Annotated in this window: 15 protein-coding genes; 9 read left to right on the top strand and 6 right to left on the bottom strand. The window is 71.6% G+C overall.

The window, feature by feature from the left end; translation table 11 throughout:
* Window positions 1-340 precede the first annotated feature (340 nt).
* The 4 genes from ABD901_RS53655 (at window position 341) to ABD901_RS53640 (ending at window position 5070) form a co-directional block, all read left to right on the top strand.
* Window positions 341-1465, top strand: coding sequence for a hypothetical protein (locus ABD901_RS53655; RefSeq protein WP_345142730.1), 1125 nt, complete (start codon window positions 341-343; stop codon window positions 1463-1465).
* 99 nt (window positions 1466-1564) lie between these two features.
* A complete protein-coding gene (locus ABD901_RS53650; protein WP_345142727.1) occupies window positions 1565-3766 on the top strand; it encodes an MMPL family transporter in 2202 nt (733 codons plus the stop codon).
* A gap of 132 nt (window positions 3767-3898) precedes the next feature.
* Window positions 3899-4120, top strand: coding sequence for a carbon storage regulator CsrA (gene csrA / locus ABD901_RS53645; RefSeq protein ID WP_345142725.1), 222 nt, complete (start codon window positions 3899-3901; stop codon window positions 4118-4120).
* A 155-nt stretch (window positions 4121-4275) separates the two neighbouring features.
* Complete coding sequence (locus ABD901_RS53640) at window positions 4276-5070, top strand: zinc metalloprotease (protein ID WP_345142722.1); 795 nt, start codon at window positions 4276-4278, stop codon at window positions 5068-5070.
* A 9-nt stretch (window positions 5071-5079) separates the two neighbouring features.
* On the opposite strand, the gene ABD901_RS53635 is transcribed toward ABD901_RS53640, so the two are convergent.
* Window positions 5080-6462, bottom strand: coding sequence for a YncE family protein (locus ABD901_RS53635; RefSeq protein ID WP_345142719.1), 1383 nt, complete (start codon window positions 6460-6462; stop codon window positions 5080-5082).
* Window positions 6463-6600: 138 nt separating this feature from the next.
* Here ABD901_RS53635 and ABD901_RS53630 point away from each other — a divergent pair, with 138 nt between their 5' ends.
* From ABD901_RS53630 to ABD901_RS53620, 3 genes are all read left to right on the top strand, one after another.
* Complete coding sequence (locus ABD901_RS53630) at window positions 6601-7122, top strand: hypothetical protein (protein ID WP_345142716.1); 522 nt, start codon at window positions 6601-6603, stop codon at window positions 7120-7122.
* Between the two features lie 111 nt (window positions 7123-7233).
* Window positions 7234-8655 (top strand): ricin-type beta-trefoil lectin domain protein, encoded by a 1422-nt coding sequence (locus tag ABD901_RS53625; protein ID WP_345142713.1) that lies wholly within the window; start codon window positions 7234-7236, stop codon window positions 8653-8655.
* A gap of 65 nt (window positions 8656-8720) precedes the next feature.
* The gene (locus ABD901_RS53620) at window positions 8721-9044 is read left to right on the top strand and encodes an MmcQ/YjbR family DNA-binding protein (protein WP_345142710.1); all 324 of its coding nucleotides are present in this window, start codon (window positions 8721-8723) and stop codon (window positions 9042-9044) included.
* A 16-nt stretch (window positions 9045-9060) separates the two neighbouring features.
* On the opposite strand, the gene ABD901_RS53615 is transcribed toward ABD901_RS53620, so the two are convergent.
* On the bottom strand, window positions 9061-9711 hold the full coding sequence (locus ABD901_RS53615) for an SRPBCC family protein (RefSeq protein ID WP_345142707.1): 651 nt from the start codon (window positions 9709-9711) through the stop codon (window positions 9061-9063).
* 436 nt (window positions 9712-10147) lie between these two features.
* Here ABD901_RS53615 and ABD901_RS53610 point away from each other — a divergent pair, with 436 nt between their 5' ends.
* Window positions 10148-10366 (top strand): DUF7455 domain-containing protein, encoded by a 219-nt coding sequence (locus tag ABD901_RS53610; RefSeq protein WP_345142705.1) that lies wholly within the window; start codon window positions 10148-10150, stop codon window positions 10364-10366.
* 57 nt (window positions 10367-10423) lie between these two features.
* Here ABD901_RS53610 and ABD901_RS53605 read toward each other — a convergent pair whose 3' ends face one another.
* The 3 genes from ABD901_RS53605 to ABD901_RS53595 form a co-directional block, all read right to left on the bottom strand.
* The gene (locus tag ABD901_RS53605; protein WP_345142702.1) at window positions 10424-10666 is read right to left on the bottom strand and encodes a hypothetical protein; all 243 of its coding nucleotides are present in this window, start codon (window positions 10664-10666) and stop codon (window positions 10424-10426) included.
* Window positions 10663-10902, bottom strand: a complete 240-nt coding sequence (locus tag ABD901_RS53600) for a hypothetical protein (RefSeq protein WP_345142699.1) — start codon at window positions 10900-10902, stop codon at window positions 10663-10665. The genes ABD901_RS53605 and ABD901_RS53600 overlap by 4 nt, the downstream gene beginning before the upstream one ends.
* Before the next feature lie 231 nt (window positions 10903-11133).
* Window positions 11134-12648: a GGDEF domain-containing protein gene (locus ABD901_RS53595; protein WP_345142697.1), complete on the bottom strand. Its 1515-nt coding sequence runs from the start codon at window positions 12646-12648 to the stop codon at window positions 11134-11136.
* A 133-nt stretch (window positions 12649-12781) separates the two neighbouring features.
* Between ABD901_RS53595 and ABD901_RS53590 the strand changes: the two genes are divergently transcribed.
* Complete coding sequence (locus ABD901_RS53590) at window positions 12782-14311, top strand: ATP-dependent DNA ligase (protein WP_345142694.1); 1530 nt, start codon at window positions 12782-12784, stop codon at window positions 14309-14311.
* A 230-nt stretch (window positions 14312-14541) separates the two neighbouring features.
* Here the strand turns inward: ABD901_RS53590 and ABD901_RS53585 are convergent, their stop codons facing one another.
* Window positions 14542-15384, bottom strand: coding sequence for an SURF1 family cytochrome oxidase biogenesis protein (locus ABD901_RS53585; RefSeq protein ID WP_380138149.1), 843 nt, complete (start codon window positions 15382-15384; stop codon window positions 14542-14544).
* Window positions 15385-15427 lie beyond the last annotated feature (43 nt).

The following is a 15427-nucleotide window of genomic DNA, read 5'->3' as shown; positions in this document are numbered from 1 at the left end:
CTGCCCGCGCGCCGCGCCCGCGTGCCGCGCCGCGCCGCGCCGTGCCGTGCCGCGTCCGCGCGCCGCCTCCCGCGTCCGCTTCCGCGCGTCGTCTCCCGCGTCCGCTTCCGCGCGTCGTCTTCTGCGCCCCGCGCCCGTGCCGCCCCGCGTCGGGCAGGCATCCGCGCGCGAGACAACGCAGTTGCGTGCGTGAGTCGCACGGGGTGGCGATTGGCGGAAAGGGCCGTCCGTCCGACTGAGCGGGGGACTGACCTGACGGGTGACAGGATCGGCCATTAGCGCGGGACGCGGCACGCTCGGTGGTTCCCCGCGGTTGTCAGATGTCTATACGCTCGGGCACATGCCCTGCCCGATCTGTTTCTTTCCGGGCAACGACGCCGCCGCGACGCAGTGCGCGAACTGTGGCTCGTCGTTGACGCCCGCGGCGGGTGCATACCCGGGATCGCCCGTCGCGGCGTACGAGGTGAACCCGATCTCCGACCCCGGCCTGATGAACCAGCCGCCGGCGCCGCTGCAGCCGTTCCCGAATGCGCTGTACCCGCAGTCGCCGCCGAACCCGGGGCAGCAGTTCCCGACCGGCGGGTATCCGCAGCAGCCGCCGCCCAACGTGCCGCAGTTTCCGACCGGCGGGTATCCGCAGTATCCGACCGGTGGGTACCAGCAGGTGCCGACCGGCGGGTATCCGCAGGTGCCGCCGGTGTCGGGCGGTGCGCCCTATCCGGGCATGCCGATGTCGCCGCAGCCGATCTCGGTGACTCCGATTTCCGGGTCTCCTCAGCCGGGGTACTACCAGCCGCTCAAGCCCAGCCGCACCCGCGCGCTGCTGCCGCTGACCGTCATCGTGGTCGTGCTGGTCATCGCGAGCACCGTCATCGCCGTGGTCAAGCTGCGCGGGTCGAACAGCAACGCGGGCCCGTCACCGACCGCGGTCGCCAACACCGCGGTCAACCCGACGAACCCGGTGAACCCGACGCCGGGGCCGACCACGCCGGTGGTGCCGACGACGACCACGCCGGCGGCCGATCCGAAGGCGCAGGCGGCGGCGGTGGACGCGCTGCTCGACGCGAGCATCTCGAGCCGCACGAAGCTCAACGCGGCGATCGACCTGGTCAACAAGTGCACGCTGATCGAGAAGGCCATCTCGGACATGCAGACCGTCGGCAACGAGCGGCAGTCGCAGATCGACAGCGTGGGCCGGTTCGACCTCTCGGCGATCCCCGAGGGCGAGCAGGTGCGCTCGATGCTCAAGGAGGCGCTGGGCTTCTCCCTCGCCGCCGACCGCAACTTCGTCCCGTGGGGGCAGGCCGAGCAGTCCAGCGGCTGCAGTGGCGGCGGGCAGAACTACTACGACGAGGCGCAGCGGCAGTCCAAGAACGCGACCGACGCCAAGAACCGGTTCCTGGGGGTGTGGAACCCGGTCGCGAGCCGCTACGGGCTGCGCAACCGTTCGTCCAACGACATCTGAGCGCCCTGATACTCAGGGGAATCCCCCGTTCGTGGATCCGGGTGCGGGCCGGGTGCAGCCCGGATGTCCGCGGACCCGCCGATCCATAGCGTCTTTCGCGTGGAGAAGAGACCGATTACCGTACGGGTCGCGCGCTGGAGCGCCGAGCACCCGTGGAGCGCCATTGCACTGTGGGTCGTGTTCGTCGCCGTGTGCTTCGTCGGCGGCAGCATGGCGGGCACCGTCGAAGCCACCAACCGCGACCAGGCCATCGGCGAGTCCGGCAAGGCCGACGTCATCGTCGACGACGGGCACTTCGACAACCCGGCCGTGGAGAGCGTGCTCATCACCGCCCGCTCCGGCGCCCTGGACACCGACGCGGCGATGAAGGCCGCCACCGACGTCGCCGCCACCATGAAGGCGCTGCCGGACGTCGCGGAGGTCAGCGACCCGCTGCCGTCGCACGACAAGAGCGCCATGCTGGTGCGGGTCACCCTGAAGGGCGACCCCGACACCGCCTCGGACCGCCTCGAGCCGCTGAACAAGGCCACCGCCGACGTCCAGGGCCGCCACCCCGACCTGCGGGTGGAGGAGACCGGCGGGCCGTCGATCTCCAAGGCGATGGACGACACGCTCGGCAAGGACTTCAAGCGGGCCGAGTACCTCAGCCTCCCGGTCACCTTCGCGATCCTCATCGTGGCCTTCGGCGCGCTCATCGCCGCCGGCATCCCGGTGCTGCTCGCCCTGTCCTCGGTCGCCGCCGCGCTCGGCCTTTCCACGCTGGCCTCGCACCTGGTCCCGTCGACCGACACCACCTCCAGCGTCATCCTGCTGATCGGCATGGCCGTCGGCGTCGACTACTCCCTGTTCTACCTGCGCCGCGAGCGCGAGGAGCGGGCCAAGGGCCGCGAGCACCTCGACGCGGTCGAGATCGCCGCGGAGACCTCCGGGCACGCCGTCGTCGTCTCCGGCATCGCCGTGACGATCGCGATGGCCGGGCTGTTCCTCGCCGGCGACGTGGTCTTCTCGTCCCTGGCGGTGGGCTCCATCCTGGTCGTGCTGGTCGCCGTGCTCGGCTCGCTGACCGTGCTGCCGGCGCTGCTGTCCAAGCTCGGCCGCTGGATCGACCGGCCGCGCGTGCCGCTGCTGTGGCGCCTCACCCGTCCGCGCACCGACGAGCGCGGCTCCCGGGTCTGGTCGTTCCTGCTGCGCCCGGCGCTGCGCCGGCCGGCGGCGACGCTCACGATCTCGGTGCTGGCCCTGCTGGCGCTGGCCGCTCCGGCGCTGTCCATGCGGCTGACGTTCCCCGGCATGGAGGACCTGCCGCGCACCACGCCGGCGATGCAGGCGTACGACCGGCTGGTGAAGGCCTTCCCGAGCAACGGCACGGTGCACACCGTCGCCGTGCGGGTCCCGGAGGGGCAGCTGGACAACACCAAGGCCGCGCTGACCCAGCTGGCGCAGAAGGCCTCGTCCGACCCGCTGTTCGCGCCGCTGGACGCCGAGCCGGACATCCAGGTCTCCAAGGACGGCAAGGTCGCCGTGCTCGACGTCGCCACGCCGTTCGAGGGCCGCTCCGACCAGGCGAAGGAGTCCCTGACCCGGCTGCGCACCCAGCTGGTGCCGCAGACGCTCGGCGGGGTGCCGGGCGCGCAGAGCGCCGTGGGCGGGTTCGTCGCTGCGGACGTCGACTACGCCGACCACGTCAAGCACAAGCTGCCGATCGTCATGGGCTTCGTGCTCGTGCTGACGTTCCTGGTCATGGCGTTCACGTTCCGCTCGGTGGTGATCGCGGTGACCTCCATCGCGCTGAACATGCTGTCGGCGGCCGCCTCCTACGGCCTGGTGGTGCTCATCTTCCAGGGCACCTGGGCCGAGGGCATCCTGGGCTTCAAGTCCATGGACGCGGTGGTGTCCTGGCTGCCGCTGTTCCTCTTCGTGGTGCTGTTCGGCCTCTCGATGGACTACCACGTCTTCGTGGTCAGCCGGATTCGCGAGGCGGTGCGCCGGGGCCTGACCACCCGCGAGGCGGTCGCGCAGGGCATCTCCGGCTCGGCCGGCGTGGTGACCAGCGCGGCGGTGGTGATGGTGGCGGTGTTCTCCATCTTCGCCACGCTGAGCACGGTCGACATGAAGCAGCTCGGCGTCGGCCTGGCCGCGGCGATCCTGCTCGACGCCACGATCATCCGGGCGGTCGTGCTGCCCTCGGTGATGACCCTGCTGGGCAACGCCAACTGGTGGGCGCCGCGCTTCATGCGCCGCCGTCCGGCGCCGGCGCACCGCGCCCGGGAGGTCGACGGGGAGCTGGTCGCCACCCGCTGAGGTTTCCCCAGGGGTGCCGAACGGGTGCCGAACGGGGCCGGTGTGCGGAACAACGCACGCCGGCCCTGTTCGTCCGTGCGTTGGCGACAAATCGGGTACTGTTCGCCTTATCGCCCAGCGAAGGAGCGGCTCGTGCTCGTTCTGACCCGACGTCCCGGTGAAAGCCTCATGGTCGGCGACGATGTCGTCGTCACCGTGCTCGACGTGCGCGGCGACGTGGTGCGGCTGGGCATCACGGCACCCCGCAGCATCCAGGTCCACCGCGAAGAGGTGTACCGAGAACTGCAGAAGGCCGACCGCGAAGCCGCGCAGCAACTGCCGGCCCTCAACGGGCTGACCCGCACCACACCATGACCTGACCTGACCGCCCCGGCTGTCCCGATCACCCGGCTGCGGGGTGCCGGGTGGGTGTCGACCCGCCGCGGAAGGGCATCAGCGGTGCCATGGCGTCAGTGGCGCATTTGCCGAAAGTCACCCCCGCGCGTGGTACCGCGGACCAGAATAATGTTGTGCCAAAGATCGACAACGGTCTGGCGGCGATCCTGCGGGCCCTGCTCCCGCTGGTCCTCTGCGCGGCCGGGCTGGTGGGTGAGCCGCCCATGGCGATGCGGACCGCGCGCTTCGCGGTCGTCGTGCCCGGCCCGCCGATCGGGCAGCCGGCCGAGGCCGCCATGGACGGCGCTCGCTGCTCCGACCCGGCCGGCACGTGGCTGGGGATGCGCTGGCGCAGCGAGCTCAAGTGGCGGGTGAACGAGCGGACCATCCCGGCGTACCTCGGCGACCACACGGCAGTCGTGAACGCCCTGCGCAACGCGGCCACGAACGTCGAGAACGGGCGCAACGACTGCGGACTGCCCGAGAACCTCGGGATTTCCGAGTCGTACGCCGGCAAGACCGACTACATCGCGGGCGTGACCCCGTCGGGCGGCTGCGGCGAGCGCGACGGCCACAACGCGGTCTCCTTCGGCCCGCTGAACCAGGGCCTGCTCGCCGTCACGTGCATCTGGTGGTACGGCGAGAAGGAGAACGGCCGCAGCGTCGAGACCGACATCCTCGTCGACGACAGCGCGGGCCTGTTCTTCCTGACCACCCCGCCGTCGTGCAGCAACCGCTGGGACCTCGAGGGCACGGTCACCCACGAGTTCGGCCACGCCTTCGGACTCGGCCACGTCGCCTTCGCGCAGCACTCGGCGCTCACCATGACCGACGGCCTGCCCGACTGCTCGACCGCCTACCGCGGCCTGGGCCTGGGCGACTACCTGACGCTCAAGCAGCAGTACGGCACGAGCACGAAGACACCATGATCTCAGGGGTCATCCTCCCGACGGCGCGGGCCGGACGATGACGCGGTCCCAGCGGTTGGCGAAGAACTGCACGTAGGCGGGGACCTCCGGCATGGCGCCCGCGGCGTTGGCCGTCGCGGACAGCAGCACCGTCGTGTCGTGACCCCGGGCGGCGTAGACGGTGTACCGCTGGTTCGGCCGCAGCCCGCGCACGTCGACGATGATCTCGTCCAGGCCGGGCAGGGAACGGATCTGGGCGGTACCGGAGCCGTCGCTGTTCTGCACGTCGACCTTCAGCACCTCGTTGCGCTGGTCGAGGCCCTGCCGGCCGAGGCCGGTCGTGCTGCCCGGGCCGGAACGGGCGACGTAGACCAGCGCCATCGGTGACTGGCCGGACCGCATCGAGCCGACCACCTTGTTCGCGGCCGTGTCGATGACCTCGACCGTGTCCGAGTACTGCATGGCCACGTACATGCGGGTGCCGTCCGGTGACGGCCAGATGCCGTGCGGTCCGTGTCCGCGGTGCTGGATGCGGTGGACCAGTGTGGGCGGCTTTCCGGTGGGATCCCGGCGGTACACCAGTGTCTGGTCGAGATCGCCGACGGTCATGTAGGCGTAGTCGACGCCGCCGACGGTGGCGAAGTTCGGGTGGTTGGTGCGGGGGCCCGTGTCGAGGACCGCCTGCACCTTGTGCGTCTCGGTGTTGAGCACGGTGGTGGTACGGCCGTTGTTCGGCATTCCGAGCCACAGTTCCCGGCCGTCGGGGGAGATGGCCTCGTCGGACGACCCGCCCGCCCGAGCCGGGATGGCAACCCGGGTGACGATGTGGCGGCTCGCCACATCGATGACGTCCACGGCGTCGGCTCGCAGGTGATTGACGTAGGCCAGCTTGCCGTCCGGGCTGAAGACCACCTTCGACGGGCCGTCCTCGGAGACGATCCGGTCGAGCACCCGCTCGTTGCGCCAGTCGACGACCGCGATGGTGTCCTGGCCGCGCTCGGCAACCCAGAGTTCCTTGCCGTCGGGGGAGATGAACCCCTCGTGGGTGGCCCGGCCCAGGTAGATGGTGTGGACGACCTTGTTGGTGGCGGTGTCGACGACGTGGGCGGCGTTGGTGGTCACGTCGATCACGTCCAGATACCGTCCGTCACGCGAGAACCCCAGGCCGTGAACGTCGATCTGGCCGTTGTACATGGCGCCGAGGGTGTCCGCGTCGGTGTCCATCCGGACTTTGCCGAGCGGGATGGTGCCGAGGACCCGGTTCGCGTGCGGGTCGATCACCGTGACCGTGTTGGAGGTCTGATCCGCCGTGTACACCCGGTCTCCGGACGTTATCGGCGGCGGCTGCGCCGGCGGAGCCTGCTGGACGGGCGGCGGCAGCAGGAGCGCGGCGACGAGGAGGGATCGCAACATCGGTACTCACCACCCGGGCGTCGGGGATGGATCGCCGGATCGCATTCGCAACCTGTGCGCCTACCCCGCATCGGGCGATTGCACCGCCACGCCGGTGCCGATGAACCGGCCCCCCGCTGTGGCTGCAATGATCGTCGGGTGTCGAGACGGAAGCAGGCCGGCGTGCTGATCGCGGCGCTGGTGGTGGCGGGCGCGGCGGGCTGCACCGAGCAGCCGGGCAAAGCGGAGAACGCGTCGTGCCAGGCGTCGGCGCAGGCCGACGAGGGCAACGTGCGCACCGATCGCTGGGACCCGCCGGCGGAGCTGCCCGACCTCGGCGACTACGTCGAGATCCACTGGCAGCGGCGCGCCTCCGGCGATCCGTGCGATCGCGCGCCGGGGCCGACCGACTGGGAGTACCAGGGCATCGTCAAGCTGCGGCCGGCCGACGCCAAGGATCTGGCCGAGCGCTACGACTGGAGCGCCGTCGGGCCCTCGCCGGACCCGAACGAGCTCGACACGCCGGCGCAGATGTGGGACGCGCTCGCCCCGTTCGTGCCGGCGGGCGTGCACTGGCGGCACAGCAAGGTGTACGACCAGGAGGAGCCGCAGGCGCGCTGGCGGCGCTTCTACTTCGACCCCGAGCAGGCGGTCGGCTTCTTCGCGCTGTACGACCACTGACGACTGCGAGTTGTGAACAAAGTTAAACAATTCCTTGTTCGACATTGTTCGATGGCGTAGCACTGGCACACACTGGGCGTTCCAGACCCGTCCGCCAACGGGAGCGTGTCAATGTACCCATTCATCCTCCGCCCTCGGCGAGCCTTGCTCGCCATCTGTGTGGCGCTGCTCGCCGCGGGGCTCGGGGCCGCGCCCGCCGCGGCCCGCGTGCCCGGTGACGGCGTCGTGCCGTCCAACGATCCCGCCCGGGGGCTCGTGTACGACGGCTTCAAGGCCGGCACGGGCCGCTGCAAGGGGCTGCTCGAGCTCAAGGCCGTGCCCGGCGCCTGCACGCACGGGCCCGACGCGGCCTTCGCCGGGCTCGACGTCACGCGCTCGGTCGCGCCGCTGTCCTCGCTCGCCGCCGCGCCGCTGAGCGTGGTCTGCGACGGCGACGGGCAGAGCGGCTACCGCGTCCAGGTGTTGTACATCCACGGCTCGGGCAACGCCGACCGGTACAGCCAGTACCTCGCCTCGATCCGCACCTGGACCTCCGGTGTGGACGACATCTACAGCGCGAGCGCGGCACAGACCGGCGGCGTGCGGCACATCCGCTTCGTCACCGACGGCAGCTGCCAGATCTCGGTGACCGACGTGGCCATCGCCAACAGCGCGCTCGGCGACTTCGGCAACTCCGTCAACGCGATCAAGGCCCTCGGGTACAACCGCAGCGACCGCAAGTACCTCATGTACGTCGACGCCACCGCGTTGTGCGGCGTCGCCTACGTGACGCTGGACGACCAGCCGGGGCAGAACAACGCCAACAACTCCGGCGCCAGCTTCAGCCGCGTCGACTCGGGCTGCTGGGGCTCGGGGCCGGCGGCGCACGAGCTCACGCACGCGATGGGCGCGGTGATGAGCAGCTCGCCGAACCACACTAACTACGGCCACTGCACCGACGACTACGACATCATGTGCTACAACGACGGGCCGGGCACGGTGCTGCGCATCGTCTGCGGCGACCAGGCCCAGGACAACCGGCTCGACTGCAACAAGGACGACTACTTCAACACCAACCCGCCGGCCGGGTCCTACCTGGCCACGCACTGGAACACGGCCAACAACCGGTTCCTGCTCACCAGCGGCGGCGGGGGAGGCGGCTCGCACACCGGGCCGGTGACGCTCGTGCAGCTCGGCAAGTGCGTCGACGTGAACGGCTCGGCCACGGCCAACGGCACGAGAATCCAGATCTGGACGTGCAACGGCACCGGCGCGCAGCAGTGGACCCTGCCGGGCGACGGCACGCTGCGGGCGCTCGGCAAGTGTCTCGACGTCACCTCCGGCGGCACCGCCAACGGCACCAAGCTGCAGCTGTGGGACTGCAACGGCACGGGCGCGCAGCAGTGGACCTACGTGTCCGCGAGCCAGGCCCTGCGCAACCCGCAGTCGGGCCGGTGCCTTGACGATCCGTCCAGCAGTACCGCCGACGGGACCCAACTGCAGCTGTGGGACTGCAACGCCACGAATGCCCAGCGCGTGACCATCCCGGCGTAGGAACCACGACGGCCCGGCCCCCGGGGAAGGGCCGGGCCGTCGCATCCTCATTTAGGCTCGAGTCCGTGACCGACGTCGTGACCCGGGTCCGCGAGCTGTGCCTGGCGCTGCCGGGCGTCACCGAGCACGTCAGCCACGGCACCCCGCTGTTCAAGCGCGGGCGCAAGGCGTTCGTGCAGGTGTGGCCGGACGGGCACCACCAGAACCAGTTCCCGCACCTGTGGTGCGCGGCGCCGGAAGGCGTGCAGGAGCTGCTCATCGAGCAGGATCCGCGGGTGTACTTCCGTCCGCCCTACGTCGGACACCGCGGCTGGGTCGGCATGGACCTGCGCGAGCCCGACTGGGAGGACGTGGAGGAACGGATCGAGTCGGCGTTCGCGACGGTCTAGCTTTCGTTCGTGGCGCTCAGAGGTCGTGCTCTTGACGAGGGCGGGCCGGGTGCTGCATCGGCCCCAGGTTGCCGGTCGGCGGGGCCGGCTGCGCCGGGCGCTCGTTGGTGGCGTGGGTCAGGCCCGACGCCGAGGCGATGCCGCGGGCGATGGTCGCCGGGCTCGGCCGCGGCTTGGCCTCGTCGCTGGTCTCCTCGGCGGACGCCGTGGCCATGTCCGGGGCGGACGTCGTCTCCGCCGCCATGTCGCGCGCCGCGGACTCCTCGCAGAATCGCTTGAAGCCCTTGAGGTCGGACCTCAGCCGCCGGTTGAGGATCTCCACGGCGTGCTGCTCGGTCGGCATCAGCTCCCGGGCGTCGATCTGCAGCTCGGCGATCACGCGGGTCATGTCGTCGGCCACCGGCTCCAGCCGCAGCGCCTCCATGACCTGGGGCCCGTCCGTCGCCTCCCAGCACAGGAACTCGTCCGTGCGCGTCTCGGTGATGCGCGCGTCGAACTCGGCGCGGTTGCCGCCGATGTCGAGCACCACGTGCGCGGTCGAGGCGTCGATCGGCGCCATGCTCATCACACCGGACATGAACTGTGGGTAGTTCTCGAAGTGGGTGAGCTGCTCGTAGGCAACTGCCACCGGTACGGCCACCTCGATGGAGTCTCTGGCGGTGCTCATGGCGGTCCCCCTTGCGGTCTCACCTTGTGACTGCCCACACCTATGGCTGATTCGCCCCTATTGAGGGTGATTTTGCGGGATTACCCGTATGTCGAAGGCGGTTGCACCCTTCGTGATGACGGGACCAGGCGGTGCACGTAGTCGGGGTGGCGGGCTTTGTCCACCGTGGACCTGCGCCGCATGGCCCGCACCCGGTCGTGCATGGGGCCGCCGGCCGGGTCGCCTGGTGTCGAAATGTTGCTGGTCGGGTATGTGGAGCGCGCCGGTGCTGCATCGGACGAACGGTCGGTTCCGGCAACCAACCAGTGACTAAATGCCAACGCTTACGAACTAGGCGCTCAATTCCGGCGAACGTAATGTTGGTCCGGTAAGCCGCAACACCCGGAAATGCCATATTCCGGGCAGCAGCCCTCCGTTACGACTCGAGGAGACTGAAATGACCCCGATGCTGATCTCGCGCCCGGCCGTTCACGTCGTCCCCGAGCTGACGGACGAGCGCTGCGACAGCTGCGGCGCGGCGGCCAAGCTGACGGTGACGTTCGGCAGCGCCGGCGAACTGTCCTTCTGCGGCCACCACGCGAACCGCTTCGCCGACCGGATCGCCGCCACGGCGGACAAGGTCGTCGTGGAGTCCGGCTTCGAGTGGCGCGGCTGACGTTCCCTACCTCCAGCGCGAAGGTGGCGCCCCGGCATCATGCCGGGGCGCCACGCGCTATTCCGGGCACCGTGGCCGGCTCGCGACCTGGGAGAACAGGGCGGGCAGGATGAGCTCGACGAGCCGCCCCCGCCAGTGCAGCCCTGCCTGGGCGGACAGCGCGGCGTTGTCGGTCGGGACCAGCGGCACAGATCCACGTGGCATCGGCAGGTGTGAAGGGCCGCCGTGCCCCGCTGCCCGTGCCGCAACGACGATCGCGCCGGCCCTGGCCCCGGACTCGTCGGCCGCGTGCTCGATCACGGCAGTTCGCGGCCGAAGAACGCGGCGATCCGGCGCTGCCACCCGACCAGTACGCGCGGCGGCCGTCCAGTTGTGTGATTGAACGAGGGCGACCGCCCCTGCAGCCGCGGGGAGCGTCCCTTCAGGCTCGGCGAGCGGCCCTGGTGGCCGCGCGGCCGGTCGGTGTGTTCCGGGACTCCCGGGACCATGTGCGTCAGCCGGTGCAGCAGGCCGCCCCCGGTGCGGGCTTCGGACATCGCGAACCTCCCCGATACGTACGACGTACGGCTCGACGTATGCTGTACGTCATCCACGTTAGACGTACGCTGTACGTCGCGTCAACGTCCGGCGGCTTGGAGCTCGTCGCCGCGCGGGCGGACTGGCGAGGTCGCGCTTCGACCGGACTGCGGTGGGTCGGGCGCGCGCCGGGTCAGCGAGGCGGCGATGCGGGCTGTCCAACTGCGTAGCAACCGCAGTTGGACAGCCCGTCAGGCGGCTTCGAGTCGAGTACGGCGGCGGGGGAGCGGGGTCGGCCACTCGTCGGCGTCGGGCGCGGGGCGGTGGGTGATCGTGGCCACGTGCTCGGGCGGCAGCGCGCCCGCGGCGACGGCCCGATCACGGCCGGCGCGCTTCGCGGCGTAGAGGGCCCGGTCGGCCAGCGCGATCAGCTCGTCGGGCGATGTGGTGTCGGACGGCAGCACCGCAGTACCGGCGGAAACCGTGACGTCGCGGAGAACGCCGTCGCCCAGGTCGACCGGCCCGCCGCCGACCGCGGCGCGCACCCGATCCGCCAGAGCGGCCGTCTGCGGTGCCGCGGCGCCGGGCGCGAGCAGCGCGAACTCCTCCCCGCCGTATCGGGCGAGCAGCACGCCGGGGCCGGCCGCGGCGTGCAGCCGGGCCGCGACCTCGCGCAGGACCCGGTCGCCGGCGGGGTGGCCGAACGAGTCGTTGATGCGTTTGAAGTGGTCGATATCGAGCAGTACGACGCCGAAGGGGGCCTTGCGCCGCGGCGCGCGGAGGCGCTCCTCGAAGGCGCGGCGAGTGGCGAGGCCGGTCAGCGCGTCGGTGACGGCCAGGCGGCGCTGGTCGGCGACGAGGCCGGCCATGCGCCCGAGGACGAGCAGGAACAGCAGCGCGCAGGCGACGGCGATGAGCGGGACGTCGCGCGTTTCTCCGTTTTGGTACTGCACCAGCAGTACCACCGGAGCCAACAAGGAGGCGGCGGCCAGCGCGACCAGGCGCGCGGACGTCGGCACGGCGCGGACGTCGGCCGGTTCGTCGACGCGGCGCATGGACGGGTGCAGCGCGGCGCCCCCGAGCAGCGCGTACGTCAACAGCCACAGGAAGCACCCGATCCCTGTCGCGCCGTCGCCCAGCAGCGTGAGGACGGTGTCGCCGGCGAGCATCGCGAGCAGGCCGGCCAGCAGCATCAGGCAGCTGGGGGTGTGCGCGCCGCCGCCGCGCAGCAGGCGCAGGCCGATGACGAGCACGACCAGGTCGCCGACCGGGTGGGTGACGGTCACCGCGCGCGCGGCCGCCGGCATGCCTTCCGCGGCGGTGAGCGGGATGAGGTACACCCAGGACAGCAGGCCGGCGGCGATGGCCAGAATGCCCGCGTCGACAAGCGACGGGGCGCGGCGGCGCACGAAGGACACGAGGGCGGCGACGATGAGGGGGTACTGCGCCAGGTGCATCGCGTCGGCGGCGCTCGGGAACGCCGAGTTGCCCTGCAGGGTGTTCCGCACCAGGTGGATGGAGTCGCCGACGGAGTAGGCGAGCTGGCCGGCGCCGAGCAGGTACCAGCCGGCGCGGCCCTTCGGGCGGTAGCGCCACGTGGCGACCAGGACGACGACGGCCGTGACCACCGACAGGCCCGTGTACAGGGCGCCGGTTAGCCACGGTGCGGCGCCGGACGCGCGCAGCGCCACGAACGCGCCGGCCGCCGCCGTGCCGAGCGCGACGAACAGCGCCCAGTAGGGCCGCTGCTCACGGACTGTGCTCACACGACTATGTTCCGTCAGCAGGGACCGGATGTCGCCGTCCAGTCGGATGATCCACAGTTGTGCCGGGTCACACCGCGGCCGCGCTTACGCCTGATCCACATTTTTGTCGTACCCCGGAGGCAGAATCCCGGGTATGCAATTCGACGAGCTGGCCGGGGTGTCGAGGGCGGTGGCCGCCACACCGGCGCGCAACGCCAAGATCGAGCTGCTCGCCGCCGCGCTTCGCGGGCTGGCCGCCGGCGGCGACGAGCGCACCGTGTCGGCCGGCGCCGGTTACCTCGCCGGCGAGCTGCGCCAGCGTCAGACCGGGGTCGGCTACGCGAGCCTCCGCGACCTGCCGCCGCCCGCCGCCGAGGCCTCGCTGAGCGTCGCCGACGTCGACATTGCCTTCCAGCGCATGTCGGAGCTGTCCGGCAAGGGCTCGCAGGCTGCCCGCCGCGCCGAGGTGGCCGCCCTCTTCGGCGCCGCCACCGAGCCGGAGCGCCGCCTGCTCGTCGGCCTGCTCAGCGGCGAGCTGCGCCAGGGTGCACAGGCCGGCCTGCTGGCCGACGCGCTCGCCCGGGCCGCGGGGCTCCCCTCCACCGCGATCCGCCGGGCGCTGCTGCTCGCCGGCGATCTCAAGGCCGTCGCCGTCGATGCGCTGCTCGGCGGGGCCGAGGCCCTCGACGCCTACCGCCTGACCGTCGGGCGGCCGCTCGCCCCCATGCTCGCCTCCAGCGCGCCCAACGCCACCGAGGCGCTCACCGCGACCGGCGTGCCGGCCGCCGCCGACATCAAGATCGACGGCGTGCGCATCCAGGTGCACCGGGAAGGTCCGGCTGTGTCGGTCTTCAGCCGCAGCCTCGATGACATCACCGCGCGGGTCCCGGGCGTGGTCGCCGCCGTCGCCGCGCTGGACGTCGCCTCGATCGTGCTCGACGGCGAGGCGGTCGGCGTCGACCCGGGCAGCGGCCGGGCGATCCCGTTCCAGGAGACCGCCAGCCGGGCCGCCCGCCGCGACGGGGTGTCGATCCTGCAGCCGTTCTTCTTCGACATCCTGCACCTGGACGGCGCCGACCTGCTCGACGAGCCGGCGTCGACCCGCTGGGCGGCGTTGGAGCGGGTCGTCCCGCCGCTCCTGCGGGTCGAGCGCACGATGCTCGACACGCCCGAGGCGGCGGAGGAGGCATTCGCCCGCGCGGTCGCCGACGGCCACGAGGGCCTGGTGATCAAGTCGGCCGCCGCGCCCTACGACGTGGGCCGCCGCGGCGCCGCCTGGGTCAAGGTCAAGCCCCGCCACACGCTCGACCTGGTCGTCCTCGCCGTCGAGTGGGGCCACGGCCGGCGCCGGGGCTGGCTGTCCAACCTCCACCTGGGCGCCCGCGACCCGCAGACCGGCGGTTTCGTGATGCTGGGCAAGACCTTCAAGGGCATGACCGACGAGATGCTGCGCTGGCAGACCGAGCGGCTGCGGGCCCTCGCCGTCGAGGAGTCCGAGTGGGTCGTGCGGGTGCGGCCCGAGCTGGTGGTCGAGGTGGCCTTCGACGGGGTGCAGACCTCGCCGCGCTATCCGGGCGGGGTGGCGCTGCGGTTCGCGCGCGTCCTGCGGTATCGCGAGGACAAGCGCCCCGAGGAGGCCGACACGATCGACGCGGTCCGCGCGATCCACCGCGGCGCGCCGTGACCTGGCGCGCCCGATTTTTCCGAAATGGCGGTTCTGTAAGGGACGCGGTGTCGTCGGTCGGCGGTGGTTGCTCACACGGTCGCTAGTTCGGCCCGCTGGGCACCCGCACGGCTCTCGGCTGAGAGCTGAGAATGGCCTGGACCGCCGACTGACGACTCCGCAGACCCGCCGGCGGCGGGCGGCCCGGCGGGCATCACCGCGACCGGCCCCCGACCAGTCGTGGCTGTTGCTTAGTCCGGGTGCGTGCCGGCCGTTCGCGATGCGGTGGTGTGGGCTGGAGCGGGCTCGGGATCGTCGGGCTCCTCGTCCAGGAGGTTCGCCGGGGCGGGGCCGCGGGCCTCCCGGCGGGCCAGGTAGACGTAGCCGTAGAGCGTCATGGCGGCGAAGAGCCACCACTGCAGGACGTAGCCGGCGTTCTGCAGGGCGTTCTGCTTCTCTGCGGGGACGGCGGTGAGGCCCGCGGCGGGCTCGTCGGAGCTCACGTAGGCGTCGAAGAGCGCGTAAGGCACGGCGGTTGCGATCGCCGACGGCGTGATCCGGCGGATCTCCGCGTGGCCGTTGACCTCCTGCGGGCGGCCGCCCCGGCTCTCCGGCGGGCGCAGCCGGCCGGCCACCGTGACGCTGCCGGTCGGGGCCGGTGGCACGTCGGGGGCGGTCAGCGCCCCGGACGACGCCGGGCGCACCCAGCCGCGGTCGACCAGCACCGCGGTGCCGTCGCTCAGCACCAGCGGCGTGAGCACCTCGAAGCCGACCGCGCCCTCGACGGTGCGGCCGCGCACCAGGATCTCGTGCGCCGGGTCGTAGCGGCCAGTCACCGTCACCCGCGTCCACTCCGTGTGCTCGGCGGGCAGCGGCCCGACCGTGCCGGCGGCGCCGGTGGGCGCGTCGACCACCGAGGTCAGGGGCACGGGCGTCGCCGAGGTGCCGGCGTCGATGCGGGCGTTGATCTCCGCCCGCTGGTGATAGCGGTCGAGCTGCCACAGGCCGAGCAGCACCATGACGGTCGCCGCGGCCACCGTCAGCGCGGCATAGCCGAGCCAGCGGGGCGTCGCGAGAAACCGGTACACAACCATGCACGGTATCCCGTCTTCTTCCGGACGGTTCGGGTGGCGCCCG

The organism is Dactylosporangium darangshiense (assembly GCF_039537565.1).
Taxonomy (GTDB): Bacteria; Actinomycetota; Actinomycetes; order Mycobacteriales; family Micromonosporaceae; genus Dactylosporangium; species Dactylosporangium darangshiense.
Note: the sequence above shows the minus strand (reverse complement) of the source record. Positions and strands in the feature narration are given on the sequence as shown.

Bases quoted from the DNA above. Each gene is read 5' to 3' on its own strand.
- ABD901_RS53655 (WP_345142730.1), top strand. From the start codon at position 341: ATGCCCTGCCCGATCTGTTTCTTTCCGGGCAACGACGCCGCCGCGACG.
- ABD901_RS53635 (WP_345142719.1), bottom strand. From the start codon at position 6,462: ATGTTGCGATCCCTCCTCGTCGCCGCGCTCCTGCTGCCGCCGCCCGTC.
- ABD901_RS53625 (WP_345142713.1), top strand. From the start codon at position 7,234: ATGTACCCATTCATCCTCCGCCCTCGGCGAGCCTTGCTCGCCATCTGT.
- ABD901_RS53615 (WP_345142707.1), bottom strand. From the start codon at position 9,711: ATGAGCACCGCCAGAGACTCCATCGAGGTGGCCGTACCGGTGGCAGTT.
- ABD901_RS53610 (WP_345142705.1), top strand. From the start codon at position 10,148: ATGACCCCGATGCTGATCTCGCGCCCGGCCGTTCACGTCGTCCCCGAG.
- ABD901_RS53600 (WP_345142699.1), bottom strand. From the start codon at position 10,902: ATGTCCGAAGCCCGCACCGGGGGCGGCCTGCTGCACCGGCTGACGCAC.
- ABD901_RS53590 (WP_345142694.1), top strand. From the start codon at position 12,782: ATGCAATTCGACGAGCTGGCCGGGGTGTCGAGGGCGGTGGCCGCCACA.
- ABD901_RS53585 (WP_380138149.1), bottom strand. From the start codon at position 15,384: ATGGTTGTGTACCGGTTTCTCGCGACGCCCCGCTGGCTCGGCTATGCC.